This window comes from Salinibacterium sp. NYA9b (assembly GCF_976973725.1).
This window is the reverse complement of record NZ_OZ333476.1, coordinates 2,207,780-2,233,375: the sequence shown is the minus strand read 5'-3', so window position 1 is coordinate 2,233,375 and position 25,596 is coordinate 2,207,780. Positions and strand designations below refer to the sequence as shown.

The following is a 25,596-nucleotide window of genomic DNA, read 5'->3' as shown; positions in this document are numbered from 1 at the left end:
AGGGGAATGGGTGAAGCGGGAACTAGGGGGAGCGAGTGCGTCCGGCAGCGGTGTACAGCGCATCAAGCACGGTGACGTCTTCAATCGTCGGAGGAATGCGCACCTCGTCGCCGTCGAAGATCTGGCGAATAGTTTTGCGAAGAATCTTGCCCGAGCGCGTCTTGGGCAGCCGCTCGACAACCATCACGTCCCGGAAGGCGGCGACCGGGCCGATGACCTCGCGCACCAGCGCCACGAGTTCGATGGCGAGGTCATGCTCTAGGCGATTGCGGCCGTGCTTCATCGTGATGAACCCAGCAGCCCGCTGGCCTTTCAGCTCGTCGTGCAATCCGAGAACCGCGCACTCAGCGACATCCGGATGCTGCGAAAGCACTTCCTCCAGCGACCCTGTCGAGAGGCGATGTCCGGCCACGTTGATGACGTCGTCGGTGCGACCCATGACAAAGAGGTAGCCGTCGTCATCAAAGTAACCCGCGTCGCCCGTGGCGTAATACCCGGGAAACTCGTCGAGGTAGGAGCTCGCGAACCGCTCCGGACTGCCCCAAAGCCCCATGAGGGCGCCAGGAGGTAGGGGCAACTGGATAGCAATGTTTCCCTCGGTGCCCGGCGTCGTCACATCGTTGCCGTCACCGTCGAGGATGCGGGGTTGGAAGCCCGGCATCGGCACGCCAGTCGATCCCGCCTTAGCCGGTAGCTGCTGAACTCCGCGCGGATTTGCGCAGATTGGCCATCCCGTCTCGGTCTGCCACCAGTGGTCGATGATGGGAACACGGATGCCGTCGTTGGCCCAGTGCCAGGTCTCAGTATCGAGGCGCTCACCCGCGAGATACACCGCTTGCAGGCTGGAGATGTCATATTTTCCCAGCTCATCGAGCGCGGGGTCTTCACGGCGGATAGCGCGGAGCGCCGTCGGGGCCGTGTAGAGCACGTCAACTTTGTAGTCCTGGATGATGCGCCAGAAGGTTCCTGCGTCGGGGGTGCCAATAGGTTTGCCCTCGTACAAGACGGTGGCCGCGCCGGCCAGTAATGGGCCGTAGACGATGAAGGAGTGGCCAACGACCCAGCCGACATCCGAAGCGGTAAAGATCGTGCTGTCGTTGCCGACATCGTAGATATGACTCATTGCCCACTGCAGTGCCACGGCGTAACCGCCGGTATCGCGAACGACTCCTTTGGGGCTCCCGGTGGTGCCCGAGGTGTAGAGGATGTAGAGCGGGTCTTGAGCGCGCATTTCGACGGCGTCAGCCGGCACAGCGGCGGCCTCAAGCTCATCCCAGTCCAGCCAGGCCACGTCGAGAGAGCCTCCGCTGGTGGTGCCGGTGGAGCCGGTTGCGTATTCGGCGATGTCGCCGTTGATGTGCGGGCGTTCTTTGACCACGACGTAGCGCACGCTTCCGGTGCTCAGCGCAATGGCTTGGTGCACGATCGGCAGGTACTCCACGGTGCGGGATGGCTCGAGGCCTCCCGTCGCGGTCACGATCACGGATGGCGTGGCGTCGTTGATTCGAACGGCCAATTCGTTGGCGGCGAACCCTCCAAACACGACGGAGTGGATGGCACCGATGCGTGCACACGCGAGCATCGCCACAACAGCCTCAGAGATCATTGGCAAGTAGATCAAGACACGATCGCCAACGCCGACTCCGAGCTCCTGCAGTGCGCCGGCGAACGAGCGAACGCGTTCGAGCAGTTCCGCGTAGGTGAGGACTTGTTGCTCGCCCGTCATGGCGGAGTCGGTGATGAGAGCAGGGTTGCCTCCTCGACCGGCGGCAACGTGGCGGTCGAGGGCATTGACGCTCATATTGAGCGTGCCGTCGGCGAACCAGCAGCCCTGGTCGGTTCCGGGTTCGTGGGCGTGCGTTGGAATGGAAAGCGTTGGCGGGGTTATCCACTCAACCCGGGAGGCTTGCTGGAGCCAAAACCCGTGCGGGTCGTGAGTGGCGTGTTCCTGAATTTCAGCGAAAGAACCGCTCTGCTGGCGCGAGCGCACAATCGTGCTCTGCGCCGAGACTCGCTCGAGCGAAGGGGCATCTGACATCGATTTCTCCTTTGAAATGCTTGATGTGGATTCTCAGTTGAGGCGGGAGAATCCCGTGCTAGCCTCAGATTACGGAGGGGCGTACAGCACGTAATACCCCCGAAAGTTGGGAATCCGCAATGACGCAGATGTCTGAACCAAGTGACTTCGATTTGATCCAACAGGCCACTCGGGAGATCGCCGCGAGCACTGGTTTCAGCCTGTCGTTTGGCGGCCTCACCTCGGGAATTGAGCTCACCGTCAACGCTTTTAGCGGTGCTCGAACGGGCAAGCTCGATGGTCTAAAAGTGCGAAAAGAGCGCGGCCTTGGTGGGCTAGCTATGGCTCAACGCAGCCCACGTTTTACTCGCGACTACGAGCACTCGCCCGACATTACCCATGACTATGACGGTGCTGTCTTGGGCGAAGGCGTCGTGTCACTCTTGGCGATCCCGATCATTGCCGGGGGAACGCTTCGGGGCCTCATCTACGCCGGCTCGCACTTCCTCGTGGAGCCCGATACTGCGGCGGCACGACCTGCAGTGGCCATTGCTACCGCTCTGGGTAATGAGCTTGCCATTCGCGACGAAGTCACGCGTCGAATGCTGGCGCTGCGCTCGAATCAGGGTGGCGGATTGTCACCGGTCGCGGAGGAACACCTTCGGGAACAGTTCGCTCAGCTTCGCCAACTTGCGGCCACGGTTTCGGATCGGGAGGTGCGGCAAAAGCTTCGCGACATCGGGCGCGGAATGTCTGAAGCGCTGTGCAGTGGAGCTGACGCTGCGCAGGCTCGCCCGACCGTGCAGCTATCGCCGCGAGAGACGGATGTGCTTTCATGTGTCGCGCTTGGCTACAGCAACGCGCGCACTGCTGCACTCCTCTCGCTCACGGAACAAACGGTTAAGGGATACCTGGGGAGCGCCATGAAGAAGCTCGATGCGTCGTCACGCTTCACTGCCGTCTCCACCGCACGCAAGCTCGGGTTGATGCCCTAGGGCTGGCCGAGTGCCCCGGCAGCCGATCTCAGGTGTCGAACGCTCGTTCCTGAGTGATATCGTTGATGCTGTAGTACGGGCCCTTGGCGCAGTTGGTAGCGCGCCTCGTTCGCATCGAGGAGGTCAGGAGTTCAAATCTCCTAGGGTCCACCACTCGCTTAGCCAGAGCCATCGGCCAGTTCGCGAAACACGAAAGAGCTGCGGTCGCTAGATAAAGCCGTTCTCGGTTGCCACCCGCACGGCATCTGGGCCAGAGCTGACATCGAGCTTGCGGTAAGCGTTGCGCAGCTGAGATTTCACCGTGTTCACGGAAATGAAGAGAATCTGTGCCACATCTTCCAGGCGTGACACCTGTGCAAGAGTGGCGAGCACCTCACGCTCTCGAGGGCTCAACGGGTTGATGAGCGCGATCCGAGCGAACGGCTGGGCCACGGCATCAAAGAGTGTGACGAGTTCTGGTGCACGACGCGAGGCAAGCTCTCGCAATTCCGTGTGGGGGACCATCACGCTAGGGCTCGTGAGACCATGGCGCGACATGACGTCGGCCGCTCGTCGGAGCGACTTCTCGGCATCCGTCTCATGGCCGCGGAGAGCGTCGCGTGCGGCGTCCAACAGCAGCGCTTCGGCAAATTCTCGTGGTGTTCCGTGTGCGTGAAGGAACTCAGGATGCTGGGTGCTGGACGGCGAAAGGGTTGAGCCAGAGGAAAGCGCGAGTCGCTCCCGAGCGAGCATCGCCGCGCACGTGTCCGAGCCAGTTGCGCGGTCAAGTTCCTGTTCAGCAGTCGTGCGGTGGCCGAGCGCTAGCTGAAGGTCGGCTTTCATCGATTGCAGGAGTGAGCGCGCATAGTCGCTGATTGGGCGGAACTCATTCTGCTTTACCGCAGCAGTGAGCTCATCGAACGCGACCTGGGGGCGGCCAGCGGCAAGCTGCAGTCGGGCCCGAGTCCACACGATGGTTGGCCAGTGTTCAAGGTGGTCGAGGCGTGCGCCGACGAGGGCGATAGCGCTAAGTCCGCGTTCCGGCTGACCGTCTTCGAGATCCCGCAAGGCCGATGCAATGTGCCAGCCGGTCGACGGCACGCTCGTTCGCCAACCAGGACGGTTGACGTGGGTCACGGCATCCAATTGGGCAGAAGCGTCACGCATGTTCCCGGTGAACGCATAAACATAGGCCAGCAAACTAGAGCGGTGTTGCGTGCGTCCTTCATGGTGATCGGCAGCGAGAAGGTGGGCAATGCTGATTGCCCGTTCCCAGCGTCCGAGCAGAATATTCGTGATCACGATCTGGATGATTCCTGCGCTGATGGCGTGCATCGTCGCGCTACGGGTTGCAGCGCTGAGAAGTTCGACTTGGGCGACAAATCGATCCCCCTCGGCGGCGGCGTCCTCGTAGCGACGCGCGGCTCTGAGCCCAGCAAAGCGTGCCAACGAAAGCAGCAGTCTTTCGTGCGGCAGGGAACGCGGCCACTCCGAATCGACACTGTCAATTCCGTGCGCGACGAGCTGGCGCAGACGGGCGGAGGGAGTGCGTTCTCGCTCGCTCATGACAACGGCTAATGAAATGGCCGCGGTGCCGTGCAACGCCACGATGTCGGTCGGCAACTCGCTCAGAAGCGTATGAAGTTCATCCTGTTGGTAGACGATAAGTTCGGAGAAATGGTGGGCGACAGTCGGCCACAACTGTTCGTACGCTCCTGCACTGATGAACAGTTTTATGGCCTCAAGGCCGTTGCCGCTCTGGCTCAACTGCGTGGCGCTCGTGAGGCGGGCAATGCGCAATTCTTCGGCGCTGAGGCTGTGTGCTGCGTGAATCTGGAGCGCCTCTGAGATCAGCGGATGAAACCGGAACACAAATGTGGAACCAACTTCGCGGAACTCGCCAAGACCCTCATTCGCAAATTCTTCAAGAGTCGATTCAGCGTCGACAATGCTCCGGCCGCTCAGCGTGCTGGCTAACGCGATCGACAACTCAGGGGGGAGCGACGCAACTGCCGCAAAATGCAGTTGGTGTGCATGCGCAAACGCCGGCAGAAGGCTCTGGGCGATGTGGGCGGCCAACTGGCGCGTGAGTGCAGCGGGGTCAGCGACGGGTGCGTCCACTGACTCGGGGCGCTGCATCAGAAGGGTGACAGCGATGCGCGTCGCGAGGGGGTGGCCTCGGGTCGCCGCGTGAGCAATGAGGGCGTGCTCCGCCGAGAATCGTGTTGCATTCGCGAAGAGGTCGCGGGTTTCTTCCGGCGTGAAAGCGAGAGCGTCCTCGGTGATGACAGTCGAGTGGATGCGCGCCGCGACGTCGAGGGCTTCAAAGTGACCGCGGCGTCGAGTCGTAACGACAACCGTGAGCCAGTGGCTCTGTTTGAGCAGCCAAACGATGTCGAGCGCATTGTCGTCGTCGACGAGGTGAAAGTCGTCGAGTACCAGACGAGTGGCAATGCGGTCGTGCTCGAGCTGGGCCAATACCAACCCCGGAACGTCATCGAGCTCCGCGTAGCCCAGAATGAAATTGGAGAGGGGGCTCTCGTCAGTCACAGAACCGATTGCTTGGAAAGCACGGACGATCCTGCGCCAAAAACTCGAGCGTGAGCGAGCTCCATCGTCGAGCGAGACCCACAGATCTCGCTGGGGCGCTGCCGCCGAAGGAGATTGGTCGCGTAACCAGGATGCCACGAGACCGGATTTTCCCGAGCCGCCGGAACCACGCACCACGATAAGAGCGCTATCGCGCGCCGAATCGAGCAGAGAACTCAGACGAGTGCGCTCAATGAATCCGTGTGGGATAAGCGGGATGCCGCTGCCGTCGGTGCGACGCGCGGAGGCATCTCGACTCTGGGTTGGCACTGTCATCCGATTCTGGGCACGCACAAAGCACCCCTCATCACCATTCTCGCGGTGGGTAGCACCCGATTTCAACGGGACACAGCACTGCGGCGTGAAAAATGGGGTGAAATGTGGATCGGCGTGCAGAATTCCTAGTCGGCGATGTTCAGGAGCAAATGACCCGAGGACACCGTGAGGCCGACACTGGCGTTCATTGTCGCGATAACGCCATCTTTGTGAGCGACGAGTGGCTGCTCCATCTTCATGGCTTCAAGCACGAGGATGAGGTCGCCCTTGACGACCTTGTCGCCCTCGGCAACCGCGACCTTCACGATCGTTGCCTGCATCGGGGCCTTGACCGAGTCGCCCGTGATGGTGTTGACGCTGGATGCTGCACGACGCTTCGGAGCGGCTGAGAGCGTTGCGCCGGTCGAGGTGCTCGGTACCAGTTTCGAGGGGAGGTTCACTTCGACACGCTTGCCGTTGACCTCAACGACCACGTTGTGGCGAGCTACAGCAGGCGTCTCGTCAGCGAGTGATCCGGTCCACGGCTCAATGTCGTTGTCGAACTCGGTCTCGATCCAGCGTGTGTAGATGGTGAACGGTTCGCTCGTGAACGCAGGATCGCGAACGATCTTGCGGTGGAACGGAAGCACCGTCGGTAGACCAGCAACCTCGAACTCGTCGAGGGCGCGGCGTGAACGCTCGAGAGCATCCTCGCGGCTAGAGCCGGTAACGATGAGCTTGGCGAGCAGGGAATCGAAGGCTCCACTGATCTCGTCGCCGGTCGTGACACCGCTGTCGACGCGGATGCCAGGGCCGCCAGGCATGCGCAGAACGTGCACGGGGCCGGGGGAGGGCATGAAGTTGAGTCCGGCATCCTCACCATTGATGCGGAACTCGAAAGAGTGACCGCGCGGGATGGGATCGTCGTAGTCGAGAACTCCGCCTTCAGCGATGCGGAACTGCTCCCGCACGAGGTCGATGCCCGTCACTTCTTCGGAGACGGGGTGTTCGACCTGGAGGCGCGTATTCACTTCGAGGAACGAGATTGTGCCGTCCTTGGCGACCAAGAACTCACATGTGCCGGCGCCGAGGTAGCCCACCTCGCGCAGGATCGCTTTGGACGATTCGTAGAGGGCTTTGTTCTGCTCATCGCTCAGGAACGGGGCCGGCGCTTCTTCCACAAGCTTCTGGTGGCGGCGCTGCAGCGAGCAGTCGCGAGTAGAGATCACGACGACGTTGCCGTGAGCATCCGCAAGACACTGAGTTTCAACGTGGCGCGGCTGGTCGAGGTACTTCTCGACGAAGCACTCGCCGCGACCGAACGCGGCGACAGCCTCGCGGGTAGCGGAATCGAACAGCTCGGGGATCTCTTCGCGAGTGCGGGCAACCTTGAGGCCACGACCGCCGCCGCCGAATGCTGCCTTGATGGCAACGGGAAGACCGTGAAGGTCAACAAAGTCGAGAACCTCAGCAGCACCCGAGACCGGGTTCAGCGTTCCGGGAGCGAGCGGTGCGCCGACTTTCTCCGCAATGTGGCGGGCGGAAACCTTGTCGCCCAGCTTCTCGATGGCATCGGGTGAGGGGCCGATCCAAATGATGCCAGCGTCGATGACGGCGCGAGCAAACTCGGCGTTCTCGGCCAAGAAGCCATAGCCGGGGTGAATGGCGTCCGCCCCAGAGCGGCGAGCGATCGACAAAATCTTGTCGATCACGAGATACGTCTCAGCGCTCGTGGAGCCCTCGAGGGCATACGCCTCGTCGGCGAGCTTGACGTGCCGAGCATCCCGGTCCTGATCGGCGTAGACCGCCACTGAACCGATGCCACTGTCTTTAGCCGCGCGGATAACGCGAACGGCGATCTCTCCGCGGTTGGCGATGAGAACCTTCGTAATACGAGCCATAGTGACCTAGCTTATGGGGATGACGGCCGAAGCCTTGGGGTGAAGCGCACAAAAATATGGGACAAGCACTGTGAATGCCTACAGAGCGGGCCGATCGATGTTCCAGAGATCCGTCCACTCGGCGTCAAACTCACGCATGAGCTGGCGCACCAACGACACCGAGAGCCCCACGACAGCGTGCGGATCACCCTCGATGCTCTCGATGAAAGCGGCGCCGAGACTGTCGATGGTGAACGAGCCGGCAACTTTCAGCGGCTCTCCGGTAGCGACGTAGGCATCGATTTCGGCATCCGAAATATTGGCGGCGAAGCTCACGCTTGCGCTGGAGACAGCACCGGTGGCGCCACGAACCTGGCCTCCGCGGTGATCGATGAGCCAGTGCCCGGAATGCAATACCCCGGTGCGGCCGCGCTGAGCAAGCCACCGCTGTCGCGCGATCTCTGGCTCATGTGGTTTTCCGAATAATTCGCCATCCAATTCGAAAGCAGAATCGCCGCCCAGAATAAAGCCATCAATCGGGGCACCATTCACCAGCGCGCCCACAACCGCTTCGGCCTTGGCGCGAGCCAACAAGTCAACAAGCGCGGGGCCGTCGAGAGGGCCAGGGGCCGCAGCAGCGACTGCGTCTTCGTCAACGCCAGAGGCCAAAAGCACGGGGTCGACGCCCGCCGCGCGCAGGGTTGCGAGTCGCGCAGGAGAGGTGGACGCAAGATAAAGGCGCACAAAGGCTCCTATGCTCAAGGGATGGGTGAATTGCTTGGCGAAATGATCGAAGTAGACGTTACCAACATTGCGCACGGGGGTGTCAGTGTGGCGCGGCACGACGGCCGTGTCGTGTTCGTCTCCGACGCGATCCCGGGAGAACGGGTGCTCGCGCGCATTACCGACGACACAAAGAAGTCGTTCTGGCGCGCGGAGACAGTAAAAGTTGTAACGCCGAGTGAACACCGTCAAGAGCATGTGTGGTCGGCGGCGAGTGTTGACCGCGACCCCGACAACCGTGCGGGCGGAGCCGAATTCGGTCACATCGAGCTCAGCCATCAGCGCGAGCTCAAAGCTCAGATCCTCAGCGAGTCTCTCGAGCGCATGGCCAAAGTCACCCTCGCGCCCGTCGTCGAAGCCGTTCCCGGTGACGATGAACGCAAGGGACTCGGATGGCGCACCCGCGTCAGCCTGCACGTTGACGAACACGGAAATGTTGGCCCGTTCGCGGCCCGTTCGCACCGCGTTATCTCTGTCGCCGACCTGCCGCTCGCCACTCCAGAGCTCTCTGCCGGTGCACCGCTCGGTGAAAACTTTGATGGCTTCGAGCGCGTAGACATCCTGAATCCCAGCTCGGGCGGAGTTCGCCTGATCATGGGTAAGCAGAAGCCGCAGGTCATCACCGAAACTGTGGGGGAGCGCGAATTCACGCTGCTCGATTCCGGATTCTGGCAAGTGCACCACGGCGCTGCCGCGATGCTGACGTCTGCCGTGCAAGACGCGATCGATCCCGCTCTGTTTGACCCTGCGGCATCCAACCTCGATTTGTATGGGGGAGTCGGGCTGTTCGCCGCCGCGGTGGGCGACAAGTTCGGTCCAACGACCAAGATCACTACCGTCGAAGCCGAGTCGTCGGCTACCGATCACGCCGCCAATAATCTCTCGGACTGGTTGGGCGCCCATGCCGAAACTGGCCGCGTTGACCGGTGGCTGCGTCAGCACCTCAAAGAAGCTACGGCTGTTGAGCGTGACCGTCTGGAACGCTCCACGATCATTCTCGACCCGCCGCGGTCGGGTGCTGGTCGGGAAGTTGTCGACCTCGTTGCCAAGGCGCGCCCTGCGCAAATTGTGTACGTTGCGTGTGACCCTGTCGCCTTCGCGCGGGATGTTGCCTTCTTCTCCGAGCGCGGCTACGGACTCTCGGGAGTTCGAGCGTTCGATCTCTTCCCGCACACTCACCATGTCGAGGCTGTGGGAACGTTCACACGTAACTAGCTCAGTGTGTTGGGCTGACAAAGCCGCATGTTCGCGCTCTCTCGCACTACTATGGGGGACAGAAACTCAGGAGGACGCCACATGGCCCAGACAGAACCATCCGGGACAGAAACGCCCAGTGAGAGTGCCCAGCGCAATATCACCGTCGCCGTTGTCGATGACCACGAATCAGTGCGATTGGGCCTCAAGGCTGCCTTTATCGACGAGGGATACGACTTCGTTCTCGCCGCAGCAACCGTGAAAGAACTTGTAGAAGGCCTCAACGGTCGTGAAGTTGACGTCGTTGTGCTCGACCTGTCGCTCGGTGATGGCTCGACCGTCACCGACAACGTCAAGAATGTTCAGGCCACTGGCTCCGCCGTGCTCGTGCACAGCATCGCCGACCGAGTCGCCAGCGTGCGAGAAGCTCTTGCTGCCGGTGCCGCCGGAGTGATCCCTAAGTCGTCGGCTACCAAGACCGTGCTCGCTGCCGCTGCAACCGTCGCCCGCGGAGAGGTGCTCAACAATCTTGAATGGGCCACCGCTATTGACGCCGACCGCGACTTCTCCAAAGCACAACTCGGTCGCCGCGAGCGTGAAATCCTGCACCTCTACGCCTCGGGACTGCCGCTCAAGCTCGCAGCCCAGCAGCTCGGCATCGGTTACTCAACCGCGCGCGAATACCTTGACCGCATTCGTGTCAAGTACGTCGAGGTCGGACGCCCAGCGCCCACCAAGGTAGACCTATTGCGCCGCGCAGTCGAAGACGGCATCCTGCCGGGACTCGATTCTGAAGGCGGCGATGGCCACTAGCCTGGCGGTGGCGCGACCCGCGCCGACGGCAAAGCAGCCGCGAAACCCGATCAGCCGCAAACAGGTTGAGCGGGTTATTTCGCGTTCCGTGGCCGTTATTGGCCTGGTCTTTGGCGCCCAAACGCTGCCGTGGCTACTGGCCCAAGCGAGCGAAGCCCAGCCGTGGTGGTTGCTGATTTTTGTTCCGGCGTTGTTCGGAATGCTCATCGTGGTTGTCATTGCCTCGTTTGCCAACAAAGCAGTGCGTGCGGCGCACGGTACGTTCGCCGTGATCTACTTTCTTGCTCTGCTGAGTTGGCCGTTCACGGTGATCCCTGGCGTGGAAGTCTTCAGCGGAATCCATTGGCTCAACTACCTCATCACGGTAGCGACGGCTATGGCAGCAATTTCGTTCAGCCGAGTGCTTGCTACGATCTACCTCTTTGCTGCGCCGTTGGTGTACCTCATCGTGCGCATTCTCCCAGTGGGCGGTGGGGCGCCGTGGCAACTTGCAGTGCTCGAAACGTTCTACGCCCTCATTCTCGGCAGCGCGATCATGATCATCGTCACGATGCTTCGGCAGGCAGCATCCAACGTCGATAGTGCGCAAGCGACGGCGCTATCGCGGTACGGCAATGCTGTGCGCCAGCACGCTACTGAAGTGGAACGCGTGCAGGTGGACTCAATCGTTCACGACAGTGTGCTCACGACGCTCATCTCTGCGGCTCGCGCCTACACGCCCGAAGCTGAGCGGCTCGCGGCAGTCATGGCCGGCAATGCAATTGGCCATTTGCGTGAAGCCGCGGCAACGTCGCCCGACGACATCTCAACCGTGCAGGCCACTGATCTTGCACAACGGGTCGTCACCTCGGCGGAGTTGCTCGCCTCTAATTTCACGTGCGCCGTTCGCAGCGTTGGCGCTCGCTCGCTCCCTGTGGTCGCGGCAGAAGCGGTCCACTCTGCTGCCGTGCAGGCAATGATGAACAGCATCCAGCACGCGGGCGGCTCTGACATTCAGCGCAGTGTCGAGGTGCGCGGTCTTGAAGGTAACGGCATCGAAGTTCTTGTCACCGATACCGGGGCGGGATTCGATCTGGACTACGTGCCGCAAGAACGTCTCGGGGTGCGGGTATCGATTGTGGAACGAGTGGCGAATGCCGGTGGTCGAACGGCTATTGCCTCGGTTCCCGGCGCGGGAACACAAATCTGCATCCAGTGGCCGCACGGCAATCGCAGTGACGAAGTGAACACTGAAAGCGTGCGCACGATCGAGAACGACGCCCAGGGGGATGAGCTGTGAACATCGGAGTTCCTCGCTACCTGATCGTCGGCATGGCGGCGCTCTTCTCGGCGTACCACATCGTTTTGGCGAACTACACGATCGATATCCCTGACACACCCGGTCCGATCTACGTTGCCATGGTTCTTTACGGTGTGGCTACGATCGTCAGCCTGTTGCCGTGGGGCCCCGTGCGGATGCCGATCTGGATGGCGACCTTCAACTTCGCCACCGTCGTCGCGATCTCGCTGCTCGTCGCCAACGAGCTCGACTTCACTCGCGAGGGTGGCACCGGTTACGCAACGTGGTACGTCGCCGCGAGCGGAACCCTGTTGACGATCACGTCGACCCGTGGGCGCCACACCTTTGCCTGGTTAGGCATCGGGTTCCTCGTGGCTCACACGTTTAGCCTTGGCCCCGTTGGGCCAGCTGGTCTCTTCAGCTTGGGCATCATTGGAAGCGCGTCCTGGGTTGCTGTCTCGCACGTGCTCTCGAGTGGACTGGCGAAGGCATCCAAGGATGCGCAGCGGTTCGTTCTCGCTGAGCAGGAAGCGACCGACTGGCAAGCGGCGCAAGATGCCCACGTGCACGAACGGCAATTCCGGCTCGAGCAGACCGGAATGATGGCGCTCGACATGCTCGAACGAATTCGGGAAACCGACGGTGATTTGTCGGAAGCCGAACGCCGCGAGTGCCTCAACCTTGAGGGAGCCATCCGCGATGAGATTCGCGGTCGCAAACTCCTGAACGATGCCGTTCGTGACCAAGTCATGATCGCTCGTCGCCGTGGAGCCACGGTGACCCTGCTCGATGAGGGCGGGATTGACGACCTGTCAGATGAGGACCTCGATCGGGTGCTCAACCGCCTTGCGCAAGCGATCCAGTCGACGAGCGCAGACAAGGTGATTGCGCGCACCGTCCCTGAGGGATCGGATGTCGCGATTACGGTGGTGGGGTTGCACAGCGCCGGCGATGGCGAATCAAGCGCTCTCGGTCTGGATTCACTCGAAGAGGATGTCGTCGACATCTGGCTCGAGATCCCGCGCGTCGACAGCATCAGCGTCTAGCGGCACTGGTCGCGCCCTCTGCGGGTGGCGGGCTGAGCGCGTTATCGTGTGCTCAAACGCGGTTCTAACGCCGGAGAGCCCCGCTGAAGGCTGTGCGTGGTGCGTGTGCTGGCGGTGGGCCGACTGGTTAAAGGCGGAAGGACCGGAGTGGCTATAAGAAGCACTTCTCCGGTCCTTCGCTAGAACCCGGATCAGGGCGATAACCCGAATACCGTCCTGATCCGCCCCCAAAGAATTGGCCCGCTTACCCTAGTCGGCCAATCTTTGGCGGTGTAACTCCTATGGAGATCCACCTAGCAGTTAATATTCTGCATCATGCAAACAACTAACAAAGTCGGTTTTTAGGGGGACTCTCGGGGGACAATTCGTCAATTCAGGTGACAAAGTGGCCCTAATTTACAGTTTTCGACGAAATCCGCACCCCGCGAACGGGGTACGACTACGAAACCACATGTTTTCGTCAAAAGGCGGTGCAAAAGCGCCGTCGCTAGCGGCGAGCGCTCGCCTTCCATGCCCCAGGACCGGGAGTGAGCGGTTGCCGAATCGGCCGTTGGCTGCGGGCCCATGCCGTGATCGGGGCCGTCTCATCGGCTCCTGCAAGCTCCGCGGATTCGAGCAGGGCGGCACGAACGACCGCCGTAACCGCTGCTGCCTCCTCTGGCGTGACGTTGCGCGAGACGATGCGGATGTCGGCCGGCTCGTCCTGCGTGTGCTTGCCGGTCACAGCGGAATGTTTCCGTGCTTCTTGGGCGGCATGCTCGCGCGTTTGGTGCGCAGTGCGCGTAGTGCCTTGACGACCTGCACGCGAGTGGCAGCGGGTTCGATGACTCCATCGAGCTCTCCGCGCTCGGCCGCGAGGAACGGGCTAGCAACGTTGTAGGTGTATTCGTTGGCCAAGCGAGTGCGCACGGCTGCGACATCCTCACCAGCAGCCTCCGCAGCCTTGATCTCACCGCGGTACAGGATGTTGACGGCGCCCTGGCCGCCCATGACGGCGATCTCAGCGGTCGGCCATGCGTAGTTGAGGTCGGCGCCCAATTGCTTGGAGCCCATGACGATGTAGGCCCCGCCGTACGCCTTGCGAGTGATGACGGTGACGAGAGGCACTGTTGCTTCGGCGTAGGCGTAGAGGAGCTTGGCGCCACGGCGAATAACGCCGGTCCACTCCTGGTCGGTGCCCGGCAGGTAGCCGGGAACGTCGACGAGCGTGAGGATCGGGATGCTGAACGCGTCGCAGAAACGCACGAAGCGCGAAGCCTTCTCGCCAGCCTCGATATTGAGGGTTCCGGCCATCGCCTGCGGCTGGTTCGCAACGATGCCCACCGAGCGACCTTCAACGCGACCGAAACCGACCACGATGTTGGGGGCGAACAGCGGCTGGGTTTCCAGGAAGTCCCCGTTATCGACAATGTGCTCAATGATCGTCTTCACGTCATAGGGCTGGTTGGGGCTGTCGGGAATGATCGAGTTGAGTTTGCGGTCCTCATCTGTGATCTCGAGCTCAACTTCACTCTCGTAGATGGGAGCATCCGACATGTTGTTGTCGGGCAGGAAGCCGACGAGGGTGCGGGCGTAGTCGAGGGCATCCTCTTCATCGCTCGCCAGGTAGTGGGCAACGCCCGACACCTTGTTGTGGGTGAGCGCGCCGCCGAGCTCTTCCATGCCGACGTCTTCACCCGTAACGGTCTTGATGACGTCGGGGCCGGTCACAAACATTTGGCTGGTCTTGTCGACCATGATCACAAAGTCGGTGAGCGCGGGGGAATACACGGCGCCACCGGCGGCCGGGCCCATGATGATCGAGATCTGGGGGATGACACCCGAAGCCTGAGTGTTGCGGCGGAAAATCTCGCCGTACTTGCCGAGAGCAACAACACCCTCCTGGATGCGAGCTCCACCGGAGTCGAGCATGCCGATGATCGGAACGCCGGTCTTCATGGCGTGATCCATGACCTTGATGATCTTTTCGCCGGCAACCTCACCGAGCGAACCACCGAAGATCGTGAAGTCTTGGGCATACACGGCAACTTGGCGGCCGTGAATGGTGCCGACACCCGTGACGACAGCGTCACCGTATGGACGCTTCTTTTCCATGCCGAACGCGTGGGTGCGGTGGCGAACGAACTCGTCGAGTTCCACGAACGAGCCGTGATCGAGCAACTGCTCGATGCGCTCGCGGGCGGTCATCTTGCCCTTAGCGTGCTGCTTTTCGATGGCCGCATCACCGCTGGCGGTCACGGCCTCGTGATAGCGGTTCTTAAGATCGGCGATCCGGCCGGCGGTCGTGAACATGTCTGGAGTCGAGTTGTCTTCGGTCACTGTGTCACTTTACCCACCCATCCACCGCTTGTGTGGTTGGCGGAACCCACAAGTTTCAGGCCGGTTTCATTGAGGAAACACTAGAGACGGCATCCGCAGGCGCCTCGGCGCTCTACGCTGAAGCGATGCACTTGCCATTGAGTACCGCCGTTCTGCCGCTGCTTGAGCATGTTGATGAAATCGGCTCGACCAACCAAGAACTCTTGGCGCGCGCCACCCGGGGCGAGACTGAACACCTTTCGGCTCTCGTGACCGCCAATCAGACGGCCGGTCGCGGACGCTTGGGGCGAGAATGGGTGGCCCCTCCGGGGAAAACATTCGCCGTTTCAGTGCTGGTGGCGCCCGAGAATGCGCCCATTGAAGCACTGTCCTGGATGCCCCTCATCGGCGGGCTGGCGATGGCCCGCGCCGTGCGCAGCTTCGTCACCGACCGCGAGGTGACCCTCAAATGGCCCAATGACGTGCAGATCGAGGGTCTGAAAGTGTCGGGGTTGCTCTCGGAACTCGTGGCGGGCGGCACCGGAGTGATCGTGGGAGCGGGATTGAATCTCACCATCGAGCGCGACGAGCTGCCGACATCCGTCTCCAGTTCTCTTGTGTTGGAAGGCGCCGAGCCTAGCCTCGATGAGGCGCTGAGTCGCTATTTGGCCGAACTCGCCCAACTTGTCGAACAATTTATCGCTGCTGGACTCGATCCGGTACGAAGCGGTGTCGCGGATGCCGTGCGGGCCGAGTGCGGAACTATCGGTCGTCGAGTGCGTGTCGAGTTGCCCGGCGGCGCCCGAATCTTTGGGACCGCCGAAACCGTCGACGATCAGGGCCGACTCGTGGTTAAGGATGATGCGAACGGGCTGCTGCAGCACGTCGCGGCAGGTGACGTCACTCACCTGCGGTATGAATGATCTATGCCGAATGAGATGAGCGTTCAGCGCGAGGCTATTGTTGCCCGCGTTCGCTCTCACGCGCGTGCACTGACGTTCCCCGGCATCATTTTTGTGGCGACGGCGGGTACTCTCGGCTATTTCTTCGGCAGTTTCCCAGAGGATTGGCAGAATCTCGCGCTCCTCACCGCTGGGCTGCTCCTCATTGTCGTGGCGTGGTTCTTGCCCTTCTTCGGCTGGCTTGCCCGCAACTACACGATCACGACGCGGCGCGTGGTGCTCTCGAGCGGAGTCTTTGTGCGCATCCGGCAAGAGCTCTTGCACAGTCGTGGCTACGACGTCACCGTGCGTCAGTCCTGGATTCAGCGGATGTTCGGCAGCGGTGATCTGCTCATCAACGCCGGTCACGATCACCCCGTCGTGCTGCGCGACATTCCCTCTGTCGCGCTCACGCAAGCAGCCCTGCACGACCTTATGGAGAACAACCAAAACGTGGTTTCGCTGCGTCGGCAACGGGAAGAATCGCAGCCGTCTGACGAGACCGCCGTGTGGGGAACCCGCTAAAACGCAGCCTTTGCGGCGACGTTAGCGCGGCATTCTCGTGAGCAAGTTACTCGGCGTCAACTCTCATCAGATAGGCTGCCCGGCGTGAAGATTTCTGTAATCGGTTGTGGGTATTTGGGCGCCGTTCACGCGGCATCGATGGCAAAGCTTGGTCATGAGGTTGTCGGTATCGACATTGATGCGGCAAAAGTCGCGTCTCTGTCGCAAGGACTAGCTCCTTTCTATGAACCCGGATTGCCGGAGTTGCTGAGCGAGACCGTTGCTGCTGGCTCGCTCGAGTTCTCAACGGAGATGTCTCGCGCTGGTGATGCGCTCGTGCATTTTATTGCGGTGGGAACGCCGCAGAAGGCTGACTCCAACGCGGCCGATCTACGTTTCGTCGATGCAGCTTTTGAAGCATTGTTGCCGTTCATCGGTCCGGGTCACGTTGTTGTGGGCAAATCGACTGTTCCCGTGGGCACCGCCCAGCGACTGGCCGATCTGGTTGAAGCCACCGGCGCACGCCTCGCCTGGAATCCAGAGTTCTTGCGTGAAGGCTTCGCCGTCCAAGACACGATTGCACCCGATCGACTCGTTTACGGCGTTCGTGACGGCGACGAAGCGACGGCGAATGTTCTTGATGAGGCATATTCCTCCATTCTGGAACGCGACACTCCCCGAATCGTGACCGACTTTGCAACAGCGGAACTCGTCAAAGTGGCCGCCAATGCATTCCTCGCCACCAAGATTTCGTTCATCAACGCGATGGCTGAAGTGGCCGAAGTCGTGGGCGCCGATGTCACTCAGCTCGCTGACGCCATCGGGCACGACCAGCGCATCGGCCGTCGTTTCTTGAACGCCGGCCTCGGTTTCGGCGGTGGCTGCCTGCCTAAGGACATCCGTGCTTTCATGGCGCGCGCGTCAGAGCTCGGTGCTGGCGAGGCCCTCAGCTTTTTGGGCGAGGTCGACGCGATCAATCTTCGCCGCCGCGAACGCATGGTCGATCTGTGCCGCGAAGTGCTCGGCGGAACCATCAAGGGCGCACGAGTCGCCGTCTTGGGGCTCGCCTTCAAACCGGATTCCGATGACGTGCGTGATTCGCCCGCGCTCGATGTTGCAGCCAAGCTCGCGGAGCTGGGTGCTCACGTGCGGGCCACTGACCCTCAAGCAATCGAAACCTCGCGTCGAGTACGTCCCGGTCTTGACTACGTCGAGACCGTGGAAGAAGCGGCGAAGGATGCCGATGTCGTTCTCGTACTCACCGAATGGCCCGAGTACCGTGCCATTGATCCGAGCACGCTTGACTCAATCGTTTCGGTGCGCGCGATCCTCGATGGGCGAAACTGCCTGGACCCGGTGCAGTGGCGAGCGGCCGGCTGGACCTACCGCGCGCTCGGTCGTCCCTAGCGCGGCATCTGCCGCGGCATCCACTGCGATGTGAGCGGCATGGGTTGCGGCGCGTGCTGACTGCGCGGCGGCGTGCTCGGCAGCAAGAACACCGCGGCTGGGGCTGAATACCCACCAGCGGTAGAGCGCAAAACGGAATACCGCACCGAGAGCGAGACCGACGACGTTGGTCGCGATGTTGTCGGCGAGCAACGATGTGAAGCCGAGCACGTAGTGCGACACCCACAGGCACAGCAGGCCGATTCCCATTCCGGCGACGCTCACTACCGCGAACTCAGCACCCTCGCGCGTGGCGCCAGTGCGGCCGGTCGTGGCGAATGTCCAGCGACGGTTACCGATCCAGTTCGCGCCGATGGCGAGAGTGGTGGAAATCACTTTGGCGACCACAGGGCCTTCGTGCAGCACATCAGGTGAGAGAATTGTGAGCCGCAACAGATTGAATACTGCGACATCGATCACAAGCCCACCGAGGCCCACTACGCCGAAACGTAGAAACTGGCCGAGCAGCTTTCGCATGTGATCTCTCCAGTAGACAAGAATGGGGCAGGGCGGTTGGAAGTCTAACGCGCCAACCTAAGCCCGAAACTGGGCATCATCTTAGATAGTGCAGGAGTCACGAATGCGACCTATCGTCGGCGTCATTGGCGGAGGCCAGTTGGCCAGAATGATGATCCCGCGTGCCATCGAGCTCGGTTTCGAGCTGCGCGTACTGGCAGAGACCGAAGGAATGTCGGCCTCCCTCGCCGCCACAGCGGTCGGCGATTACACGGATGCCGCCACGGTTCTTGAGTTTGCCCGCGACGTTGATGTGATCACCTTCGACCACGAGCACGTGCCTCAGGATGTGCTTGCTGCTCTCGTGGAGGCTGGCGTTGCCGTGCACCCGGGGCCCGCTCCGCTCGCTGTCGCTCAAGACAAGATTCTGATGCGCCAGGAGCTGACGCGCTTGGGGTTGCCGGTTCCGGTCTGGGCCAGTGTCTCGAACGCTGCCGAGCTCGACACTTTTATTGCGGATAACGGTGGTCGCGTCATCGTGAAGACACCGCGTGGCGGATACGACGGCAAGGGCGTCCGCATCGTGGCCGCAGCCTCCGAGGTGGCTGACTGGTTCGAGGCGGGCAACCCGCTGCTGGCCGAAGAACTTGTCTCGTTCACTCGCGAGCTTGCCCAACTGGCTGCTCGAAGCCCCAGCGGAGAAGTAGCGCTCTGGCCTCTCGTGGAGTCGATCCAACTCGATGGCGTCTGTGCCGAAGTGATTGCACCGGCTCCCCGAGCACAAGCGTCCCTCTCCGAAGCCGCCGCCGCCATTGCTCGCGCGGTCGCTGAGAAACTTGGCGTCACGGGTGTGCTTGCCGTGGAGCTCTTCGAAACGACCGACGGTGAATTGCTCATCAACGAACTCGCAATGCGCCCGCATAACAGTGGACACTGGACGATGGATGGCGCGATCACGAGCCAATTCGAACAGCACGTGCGTGCCGTGCTCGATCTTCCTCTCGGCGCGACAGCCGCGCGCTCACCGTGGACGGTCATGATCAACGTTCTCGGCGGCCCCACTTCGGGCACTATCGCCGAGCGTTACCCGCTCGCTCTCGCCAACCAACCGACAGCAAAGTTCCACGAATACGGCAAAGCGCCGCGCCCCGGCCGCAAGGTGGGGCACGTAAATGTGAGCGGCGACGACCTCGACGACGTCATGTACCGAGCGCGTGCCGCAGCAGCATTTCTGAAGGATTGAGACCTAGCATGGGTTCCGTGACTCAACCGCAAGTAGCTGTCGTAATGGGATCAGACTCCGACTGGAAGGTCATGGTCGACGCTTCGGCGGCGCTCAAAGACTTCGGGATCGAGCACGAGGTCAGTGTCGTTTCGGCGCACCGCAGTGCTGAGAAGATGATTGCGTTCGGCAAAGAGGCTGCTAGTCGCGGCATCCGGGTGATTATTGCCGGTGCTGGTGGGGCAGCTCATCTTCCGGGCATGCTCGCTTCGGTCACGACGTTGCCGGTGATTGGTGTTCCTGTTCCGCTGTCGCGTCTCGATGGCATGGATTCGCTGTTGTCGATTGTGCAAATGCCTGCCGGTATTCCGGTGGCCACGGTGTCCATCGGTGGAGCGCGCAATGCGGGCATCCTCGCCGCTCGCATTCTTGGTTCAGGCGATGCCGAACTCACGACGAAGCTTGCGGACTACGCTGCCGGGCTTGAAGCCATGGTGGCTGAGAAAAACGCTGCATTGAACGCGAGCCTGTGAGCGCAACAAGTTCCCTTCGTCAGCCCGCCGATCGCTCAGCGGCCACGATGACGAAGCGCGCGTGGTGGTTGCTCGGGCTCAACATTCTCATTCCCGGTTCGGCCCAATTGTTGGCCGGAAACCGCAAACTTGGGCGCTTTGGTGTCGTCGCCAGCTTGATCTTTGTGTTGCTGGTAGTGGTGGGGCTTGTGCTCTCGGTAGCGTCACCGGGCACGCTTTTCACGATCGGCAGCAGCACGATCGGTCTCTGGGCGATTGCTCTGGTCCTCGTCTTTTATGCCGTGTTGTGGATCGTGCTGACTCTCAACGCGTGGAGTATTTCTGGACTTGGTCGCGCGACGCCGAGTGGTCGCGCGATCGTTGCCGCCTTCAGCGCGCTCGTGCTCGTCGCCATCGCCGGGACCGCAGGCTACGGCGCCTATGTTGCGACCACGGCGAGCACTTTCTTGAGTGATGTCTTCGTCGCAGCGCCGACCAAAGAACCCATCGATGGGCGCTACAACATTCTCTTGCTCGGCGGAGACGCCGGAGCAGACCGCGACGGGCTTCGACCTGACAGCATCACCCTCGCGAGCATCGACGCCGAAACCGGCGAAGCGGTACTGATCGGTTTGCCCCGCAACATGGAACGCACCCCGTTCGTTGAGGGGTCGCCGCTGGCGGCTAAGTATCCAGACGGCTACGGAGTCTACGGCTGCGACGTCGACGTGTGTCTGTTGAATTCGGTCTACACCGAGGTTGAACTCAACACCCCTGAGTTATATCCGGATGCCGTAGCGAACGGCAGCACGCCCGGAATCGAAGCAATGCGAGACGCTGTCGAAGGCATCACCGGTCTCAGCATCCAGTACTACGCCCTCATCGATATGCAGGGCTTCTCAGACCTCATCGATTCACTTGGCGGAGTCACGATCAATGTCGAAGAGGCCGTGCCGATTCATGCGGATGCGGAATTCACGATCGTTGCCGAATGGATCCCCGCTGGCGTGCAAGTCATGGACGGCTATCACGCCCTCTGGTACGCCCGCTCGCGCCACGACACCACCGATTACGACCGGATGGAACGCCAGCGTCAGTTGCAGCAGGCAGTCGTCGAGCAGTTCACGCCGTCGAATGTGCTCACCAAGTTCCAGGCCATCGCGTCGGCGAGTTCGCAGGTCGTCACGACCGATATCCCGCAGGGAAGTCTGGGCTACTTTGTGAACCTGGCCTCTAAGACGCGCTCGCTGCCGATCGGTTCGCTCGAGTTGGTTCCTGCCAACGACATCGACCCCGAATACCCCGACTTCGAGTACGTGCGCGAACTCGTTGCCGGTGTCACCACCTCGAGCGTGCCTGAGGAAGGCACCGAGTAGCGAGCGCTACTCAGCGGCGTCGTGTTGTGCGGCCCTTAGAGGTCAGCGTGGAGCTGCCAGACCTTCTCGGCTGACATGCGCCAGCTGAAGGCCCGCGCGCGGTCCTGGCCGGCGTAGAACAAGCGCTCAGCGAAGGGGGCATCGTTGAGCACTCGGTTGATTCCCTCGGCGAGAGCTTCGGGGTATCCCTCGGCTGGTTCGCGCTCGATAACCACTCCCGCATCGGCGGCGAGTTCGAGCAGAGCGGGCGCATCGGAATGTACGACAGGGATGCCGAACGAGAGTGCTTCAAGCACGGGCATGCCGAAGCCGACATCGAGATTGGGGTAAACGAAGGCCGCGGCGTGGTCGAAAATCACCGAAAGATCGTCGTTGCTCACGGTTCCCATGCCACGAACACGTTCGGGGCTGATCTTTTCGGCGGCGAGAAACTCGGCGATGCTTTCGTCATCGGGCTCAGGGCCCACCAGGAGCAGCACAACGTCTTCATCGATTTCTCGGAGGCCCCGGATGAGGTGGTCGATTCCGCGGTGCGGGTCGAGGCCACCGATCGCCAGCAAGAATCGCTGCGGGAGGTCGAGTTCGTTGGCGCGTTCGTCGATGTTCTCGGGAATGCGCAGGCTTGCGCTTGCTGCACCGCTGATGACGCGCACGCGGTCACCAAAGTTGGCAATTCCTTCGAGTTGCTGCGCGACGGTGTGGCTGGGCACCACGATCGCGTCGGCATACTTTTCTGCGCGCTTGAGCATTGCGCGGGCCCACCCGGCTTGCCTGCTGCCGAGAGATTCGGGACGCGTCCAGGCGACAACGTCATGCACGGTGACGGCGATTTGTTCGCCACGGTTAAGGCGGTCGTGGCGGCGTAACGGAGCCATCAGGCTGGGGGCATGCAGCATCCCGTGGCCGGGAATCTTCGTGAAACCGTGATGCCACGACGCGCGCAGCTCTCGGCGACTGAGGGCACTCTTGTGCAGTTTCGCCAGATTGGGGAGGCGGTCAGCGATGAGGTCATACTCGGTCTCGGTCGACGCTGAGACGAACGCTTCAACCGTGCAGTTGGCGGGGGCGACGTTGATGAGTTCTCGAGTCAACTCTTCGGTGTACCGGGCAACACTGCCGGGGGTCGGCGAGAGCATCTCATCGATGATGACGCGGAGAGTGGTCATTCGGCAGTCAACGCTCCTGATTCAAAGGCGGCTTTAAGGGCCTGCTTCCAATCACGCATCGGCTCGATCCCCGCATCGAGCCATGCATGGTGACTCAAAACAGAGAAGCCCGGTCGCGGAGCAGGCCGCGTGAAAGCTGAACTGTCGGTCGGCTTGACCCTATCAGGATCGAGCCCAGCACAGACGAATACGGCTTGAGCAAGATCGAACCAGCTAGCGCGGCCCGAGTTGGTGCCGTGGAAGATGCCAGCGGGCGTGCCAGCGTCGACGAGAGTAACAAGTTGAGCGGCGAGATCGCCCGTCCACGTGGGTTGGCCGTGCTGATCGTTGACTACCTCAAGAGTGTCGCGGTCAGCGGCCAGCTTCAGCATGGTGCGCGGAAAGCTGGAGCCGTTCTTGCCATACAGCCATGCCGTGCGCACGATTGCCGTGCGACCAGGGTTGTGCTCGAGTGCGAGCAACTCGCCGGCCGCCTTCGTGCGACCGTACGCCGATACCGGATGCCTAACCGCGTCTTCGGCGTAGGGCTCAGTAGCCGTGCCGTCGAACACGTAATCCGTGGAGAGCTGCACGAGGCGTGCTCCGTGCGTTGCCGCGGCGAGGGCAAGATTGTGGGGGCCGACAGCGTTGACGAGGTGAGCGTTCTCTTCGTCAGTTTCAGCGTCATCCACCCGGGTGTATGCGGACGCGTTGATGATGACATCGAAACCGCCCAGTACATCGAGGGCTGCGGCAGCATCGGTGATGTCGAGTTCGGCTCGCGTGAATCCGGTTGCATCGTGCTGCGCGAGAGCGAGCATGAGGTCGGTGCCGAGCATTCCGCCCGCACCGACAACAGCAACTCGGGTCACAACGCAGCCTTTTCCTTGAGGGGTTCCCACCACTGGCGGTTATCCCGGTACCACTGCACAACGTCAGCGAGGCCCTGTTCGAACGGCACTTGGGGTGCGTAGCCGAGCTCTGACTGGATCTTGGAAATATCGACGCTGTAGCGCAGATCGTGGCCGAGGCGGTCCTCAACGCGATCAACCGACGACCAGTCAGTGCCGGTGTGGTCGAGCATCATCTGAGTGAGCTCCTTATTGGTGAGCTCAGTGCCGCCGCCAATGTTGTAAATTTCACCTGCGCGGCCGCCAGTGACGACGAGCGCGATGCCGCGGCAGTGGTCGTCGACGTGCAGCCAGTCACGGATGTTGTTGCCCTCACCGTAGAGAGGCACGTGCTTGCCGTCGATCAAGTTTGTGACGAACAGCGGGATCAACTTTTCAGGGAAGTGATACGGGCCGTAGTTGTTCGAGCACCGTGTGATCGACACGTTGAGACCGTGCGTGCGGTAGTAGCTGCGCGCCAACAAATCGCTGCCCGCTTTCGACGCGGAATACGGGGAGTTGGGCTCGAGCGGCTGGAGTTCATCCCAGGAACCTTCGGCAATCGAGCCGTAGACCTCATCCGTCGACACATGAACGAATCGAGGCGTCTTCGCGCGGAGTGCAGCGTCGAGCAGGCGTTGGGTGCCGAGAACGTTGGTCTCGACGAATGCGCTCGCATCGCGCACCGAGCGGTCAACGTGAGACTCGGCAGCGAAGTGAACGATCGCGTCGATGTCGCCGAGAAGAGTGTCAAGAAGGTCGGCATCACGGATGTCGCCCTCGACGAAGCTGAAGCGAGGGGAATCGGCGACAGGAGCAAGATTTTCTAGGTTGCCGGAATAGGTGAGGGCATCGAGCACCACAACATCGGCGCCAGCGAGCCCGGGGTACTCATCCTGAAGGGTGCGGCGAACAAAGTTCGAGCCAATGAATCCGGCGCCGCCGGTCACGAGAAGCTTCATGAAGGGTTCCTGTCGTTTGAGGGCGTGGAGCCAGTGGTGGATGCCGAAGCGCCCCTGTGGGGAAACTCCGACGCGAGCGTGCGCTTGAGCGCATCTTGCAAGGAGTACGTCGCCGTATAGCCAGAGCTGCGCAACCGATCGGTGTTCACCGTGGTGTCGGCCGCAAACTTACGAATACGCACCGCACTGATCGGAAATGTGCGTCGGGTGATCTTAGCCGCAGCATCGAAGACATAGCCTGCAGCTATCCCCAAGGGCAGTGGCAAGCGCAGACCGCTCGCGGCGTGAACGTCCATTTCGTCGCGCAGGATCGAGATGAGTTCCTTGGTCGAGAGGTCGGGCTTGTCAGCAAAGTTGCGGATCTCGATGCCGGTCGGCGCCTCAAGGCGGCTCGCGATGTACCCAACGATGTTGCCGACATACGACATCGACTTCTTGTTGTCGCCCTTGCCGACCATGATGAAACGGCCAGACGAAACCTGCTTAGCGAGGTTGTACACGTTGCCACGGTTGCCTTCGCCGAAAACAACGGAGGGGCGCACGATCGCCAAGGAGCGTGCGGCATCCGCGTTCGCCCAAGTGCTGAACACACCTTCGGCGGCCAACTTGGAACGGCCGTATTCGTTGAACGGTTCCGGCACAGAATCTTCGGCTGCATCATTCTTATCGAGGCCATATAGCGCAACGGTGCTCGTGAAAACGATGCGCTGGATGCCATTAGCTTCCGCGGCAGCGACGAGGGCGTGCGCGCCTCCGACGTTCACCTCGGTGTAGAGGCTCAGCGGGGAGACATCGTCACGGTGTTCGGCGGCGAGGTTGATGATTGCGTCGTGACCGACACTGGCTGCCGTGAGCTCATCCGCCGAACGCACGTCTCCCGTCACGGACTGTTCAGGGAAGAGTGCGGAAACGTGGCGATCGAAGTTGGTGAATTTGTGGCCCTGTTCGTGCAGGGTTTCGAGTAGGCGAGTGCCGATAAAGCCACTACCGCCGACGACGAGAATCTTCATATTG

At 61.5% G+C, this 25,596-nt stretch carries 22 protein-coding genes and 1 tRNA gene; 12 read left to right on the top strand and 11 right to left on the bottom strand.

Going from position 1 to position 25,596, the window contains the following annotated elements:
* Positions 1-22: 22 nt before the first annotated feature.
* A complete protein-coding gene (locus ACWFSR_RS10680) occupies positions 23-2,038 on the bottom strand; it encodes an AMP-binding protein (protein WP_197106224.1) in 2,016 nt (671 codons plus the stop codon).
* A gap of 119 nt (positions 2,039-2,157) precedes the next feature.
* On the opposite strand from ACWFSR_RS10680, the gene ACWFSR_RS10675 reads away from it, so the two are divergent.
* Positions 2,158-3,012, top strand: coding sequence for a LuxR C-terminal-related transcriptional regulator (locus ACWFSR_RS10675; RefSeq protein ID WP_197106223.1), 855 nt, complete (start codon positions 2,158-2,160; stop codon positions 3,010-3,012).
* A 77-nt stretch (positions 3,013-3,089) separates the two neighbouring features.
* Positions 3,090-3,165: transfer RNA gene (locus ACWFSR_RS10670), tRNA-Ala, on the top strand.
* 54 nt (positions 3,166-3,219) lie between these two features.
* Here ACWFSR_RS10670 and ACWFSR_RS10665 read toward each other — a convergent pair.
* The 3 genes from ACWFSR_RS10665 to ACWFSR_RS10655 form a co-directional block, all read right to left on the bottom strand.
* Entirely contained in the window at positions 3,220-5,850 is a 2,631-nt protein-coding gene (locus ACWFSR_RS10665) for a LuxR C-terminal-related transcriptional regulator (RefSeq protein WP_447522356.1), read from the bottom strand.
* A 131-nt stretch (positions 5,851-5,981) separates the two neighbouring features.
* The gene (locus ACWFSR_RS10660) at positions 5,982-7,736 is read right to left on the bottom strand and encodes an acetyl/propionyl/methylcrotonyl-CoA carboxylase subunit alpha (protein WP_197106221.1); all 1,755 of its coding nucleotides are present in this window, start codon (positions 7,734-7,736) and stop codon (positions 5,982-5,984) included.
* A 78-nt stretch (positions 7,737-7,814) separates the two neighbouring features.
* On the bottom strand, positions 7,815-8,459 hold the full coding sequence (locus tag ACWFSR_RS10655) for a Maf family protein (protein ID WP_197106220.1): 645 nt from the start codon (positions 8,457-8,459) through the stop codon (positions 7,815-7,817).
* 21 nt (positions 8,460-8,480) lie between these two features.
* On the opposite strand from ACWFSR_RS10655, the gene ACWFSR_RS10650 reads away from it, so the two are divergent.
* The 4 genes from ACWFSR_RS10650 (at position 8,481) to ACWFSR_RS10635 (ending at position 12,830) form a co-directional block, all read left to right on the top strand.
* Complete coding sequence (locus tag ACWFSR_RS10650; protein WP_197109602.1) at positions 8,481-9,713, top strand: class I SAM-dependent RNA methyltransferase; 1,233 nt, start codon at positions 8,481-8,483, stop codon at positions 9,711-9,713.
* A gap of 81 nt (positions 9,714-9,794) precedes the next feature.
* Complete coding sequence (locus tag ACWFSR_RS10645) at positions 9,795-10,505, top strand: response regulator transcription factor (RefSeq protein WP_197123595.1); 711 nt, start codon at positions 9,795-9,797, stop codon at positions 10,503-10,505.
* Positions 10,495-11,784: a sensor histidine kinase gene (locus ACWFSR_RS10640; protein WP_197106217.1), complete on the top strand. Its 1,290-nt coding sequence runs from the start codon at positions 10,495-10,497 to the stop codon at positions 11,782-11,784. Before ACWFSR_RS10645 ends, ACWFSR_RS10640 begins: the two co-directional genes overlap by 11 nt.
* Entirely contained in the window at positions 11,781-12,830 is a 1,050-nt protein-coding gene (locus ACWFSR_RS10635) for a hypothetical protein (protein ID WP_307783816.1), read from the top strand. The genes ACWFSR_RS10640 and ACWFSR_RS10635 overlap by 4 nt, the downstream gene beginning before the upstream one ends.
* Positions 12,831-13,317: 487 nt before the next feature.
* Here the strand turns inward: ACWFSR_RS10635 and ACWFSR_RS10630 are convergent, their stop codons facing one another.
* Together ACWFSR_RS10630 and ACWFSR_RS10625 are read right to left on the bottom strand one after the other, a co-directional pair.
* Entirely contained in the window at positions 13,318-13,554 is a 237-nt protein-coding gene (locus ACWFSR_RS10630) for an acyl-CoA carboxylase subunit epsilon (protein WP_197106216.1), read from the bottom strand.
* Positions 13,551-15,122 (bottom strand): acyl-CoA carboxylase subunit beta, encoded by a 1,572-nt coding sequence (locus ACWFSR_RS10625; protein WP_197107163.1) that lies wholly within the window; start codon positions 15,120-15,122, stop codon positions 13,551-13,553. The genes ACWFSR_RS10630 and ACWFSR_RS10625 overlap by 4 nt, the downstream gene beginning before the upstream one ends.
* 59 nt (positions 15,123-15,181) lie before the next feature.
* Here ACWFSR_RS10625 and ACWFSR_RS10620 point away from each other — a divergent pair, with 59 nt between their 5' ends.
* The 3 genes from ACWFSR_RS10620 to ACWFSR_RS10610 all read left to right on the top strand — a co-directional run bounded on the left by ACWFSR_RS10620 (position 15,182) and on the right by ACWFSR_RS10610 (position 17,980).
* Positions 15,182-16,051, top strand: coding sequence for a biotin--[acetyl-CoA-carboxylase] ligase (locus ACWFSR_RS10620; protein WP_197109603.1), 870 nt, complete (start codon positions 15,182-15,184; stop codon positions 16,049-16,051).
* Positions 16,052-16,054: 3 nt separating this feature from the next.
* A complete protein-coding gene (locus ACWFSR_RS10615; RefSeq protein WP_197106214.1) occupies positions 16,055-16,594 on the top strand; it encodes a PH domain-containing protein in 540 nt (179 codons plus the stop codon).
* 84 nt (positions 16,595-16,678) lie between these two features.
* On the top strand, positions 16,679-17,980 hold the full coding sequence (locus tag ACWFSR_RS10610) for a UDP-glucose dehydrogenase family protein (RefSeq protein WP_197106213.1): 1,302 nt from the start codon (positions 16,679-16,681) through the stop codon (positions 17,978-17,980).
* On the opposite strand, the gene ACWFSR_RS10605 is transcribed toward ACWFSR_RS10610, so the two are convergent.
* A complete protein-coding gene (locus ACWFSR_RS10605; protein WP_197106212.1) occupies positions 17,879-18,496 on the bottom strand; it encodes a GtrA family protein in 618 nt (205 codons plus the stop codon). The genes ACWFSR_RS10610 and ACWFSR_RS10605 overlap by 102 nt on opposite strands.
* Positions 18,497-18,599: 103 nt before the next feature.
* Between ACWFSR_RS10605 and ACWFSR_RS10600 the strand changes: the two genes are divergently transcribed.
* Genes ACWFSR_RS10600 through ACWFSR_RS10590 form a run of 3 tightly spaced genes read left to right on the top strand, consistent with a single transcriptional unit; the run spans position 18,600 to position 21,585 of the window.
* Positions 18,600-19,718 (top strand): 5-(carboxyamino)imidazole ribonucleotide synthase, encoded by a 1,119-nt coding sequence (locus tag ACWFSR_RS10600; protein WP_197106211.1) that lies wholly within the window; start codon positions 18,600-18,602, stop codon positions 19,716-19,718.
* Positions 19,719-19,726: 8 nt separating this feature from the next.
* The gene (gene purE / locus ACWFSR_RS10595; protein ID WP_197106210.1) at positions 19,727-20,230 is read left to right on the top strand and encodes a 5-(carboxyamino)imidazole ribonucleotide mutase; all 504 of its coding nucleotides are present in this window, start codon (positions 19,727-19,729) and stop codon (positions 20,228-20,230) included.
* Positions 20,227-21,585, top strand: a complete 1,359-nt coding sequence (locus tag ACWFSR_RS10590) for an LCP family protein (RefSeq protein ID WP_307783817.1) — start codon at positions 20,227-20,229, stop codon at positions 21,583-21,585. Before purE ends, ACWFSR_RS10590 begins: the two co-directional genes overlap by 4 nt.
* Positions 21,586-21,620: 35 nt before the next feature.
* Here ACWFSR_RS10590 and ACWFSR_RS10585 read toward each other — a convergent pair whose 3' ends face one another.
* Genes ACWFSR_RS10585 through ACWFSR_RS10570 form a run of 4 tightly spaced genes read right to left on the bottom strand, consistent with a single transcriptional unit; the run spans position 21,621 to position 25,592 of the window.
* Complete coding sequence (locus ACWFSR_RS10585) at positions 21,621-22,751, bottom strand: glycosyltransferase family 4 protein (protein WP_197106209.1); 1,131 nt, start codon at positions 22,749-22,751, stop codon at positions 21,621-21,623.
* Positions 22,748-23,602: a dTDP-4-dehydrorhamnose reductase gene (rfbD, locus tag ACWFSR_RS10580; RefSeq protein WP_197106208.1), complete on the bottom strand. Its 855-nt coding sequence runs from the start codon at positions 23,600-23,602 to the stop codon at positions 22,748-22,750. The genes ACWFSR_RS10585 and rfbD overlap by 4 nt, the downstream gene beginning before the upstream one ends.
* Positions 23,599-24,582: a dTDP-glucose 4,6-dehydratase gene (gene rfbB, locus ACWFSR_RS10575; protein WP_197106207.1), complete on the bottom strand. Its 984-nt coding sequence runs from the start codon at positions 24,580-24,582 to the stop codon at positions 23,599-23,601. Before rfbB ends, rfbD begins: the two co-directional genes overlap by 4 nt.
* Positions 24,579-25,592: an NAD-dependent epimerase/dehydratase family protein gene (locus tag ACWFSR_RS10570; RefSeq protein WP_447522355.1), complete on the bottom strand. Its 1,014-nt coding sequence runs from the start codon at positions 25,590-25,592 to the stop codon at positions 24,579-24,581. Before ACWFSR_RS10570 ends, rfbB begins: the two co-directional genes overlap by 4 nt.
* Between the last annotated feature and the right edge of the window lie 4 nt (positions 25,593-25,596).

Bases quoted from the DNA above. Each gene is read 5' to 3' on its own strand.
- ACWFSR_RS10615 (WP_197106214.1), top strand. From the start codon at position 16,055: ATGCCGAATGAGATGAGCGTTCAGCGCGAGGCTATTGTTGCCCGCGTT.
- ACWFSR_RS10650 (WP_197109602.1), top strand. From the start codon at position 8,481: ATGGGTGAATTGCTTGGCGAAATGATCGAAGTAGACGTTACCAACATT.
- ACWFSR_RS10675 (WP_197106223.1), top strand. From the start codon at position 2,158: ATGACGCAGATGTCTGAACCAAGTGACTTCGATTTGATCCAACAGGCC.
- ACWFSR_RS10640 (WP_197106217.1), top strand. From the start codon at position 10,495: ATGGCCACTAGCCTGGCGGTGGCGCGACCCGCGCCGACGGCAAAGCAG.
- ACWFSR_RS10605 (WP_197106212.1), bottom strand. From the start codon at position 18,496: ATGCGAAAGCTGCTCGGCCAGTTTCTACGTTTCGGCGTAGTGGGCCTC.
- purE (WP_197106210.1), top strand. From the start codon at position 19,727: ATGGGTTCCGTGACTCAACCGCAAGTAGCTGTCGTAATGGGATCAGAC.
- ACWFSR_RS10600 (WP_197106211.1), top strand. From the start codon at position 18,600: ATGCGACCTATCGTCGGCGTCATTGGCGGAGGCCAGTTGGCCAGAATG.
- ACWFSR_RS10625 (WP_197107163.1), bottom strand. From the start codon at position 15,122: ATGTTCACGACCGCCGGCCGGATCGCCGATCTTAAGAACCGCTATCAC.
- ACWFSR_RS10570 (WP_447522355.1), bottom strand. From the start codon at position 25,592: ATGAAGATTCTCGTCGTCGGCGGTAGTGGCTTTATCGGCACTCGCCTA.
- rfbB (WP_197106207.1), bottom strand. From the start codon at position 24,582: ATGAAGCTTCTCGTGACCGGCGGCGCCGGATTCATTGGCTCGAACTTT.
- ACWFSR_RS10585 (WP_197106209.1), bottom strand. From the start codon at position 22,751: ATGACCACTCTCCGCGTCATCATCGATGAGATGCTCTCGCCGACCCCC.
- ACWFSR_RS10645 (WP_197123595.1), top strand. From the start codon at position 9,795: ATGGCCCAGACAGAACCATCCGGGACAGAAACGCCCAGTGAGAGTGCC.
- ACWFSR_RS10660 (WP_197106221.1), bottom strand. From the start codon at position 7,736: ATGGCTCGTATTACGAAGGTTCTCATCGCCAACCGCGGAGAGATCGCC.
- ACWFSR_RS10680 (WP_197106224.1), bottom strand. From the start codon at position 2,038: ATGTCAGATGCCCCTTCGCTCGAGCGAGTCTCGGCGCAGAGCACGATT.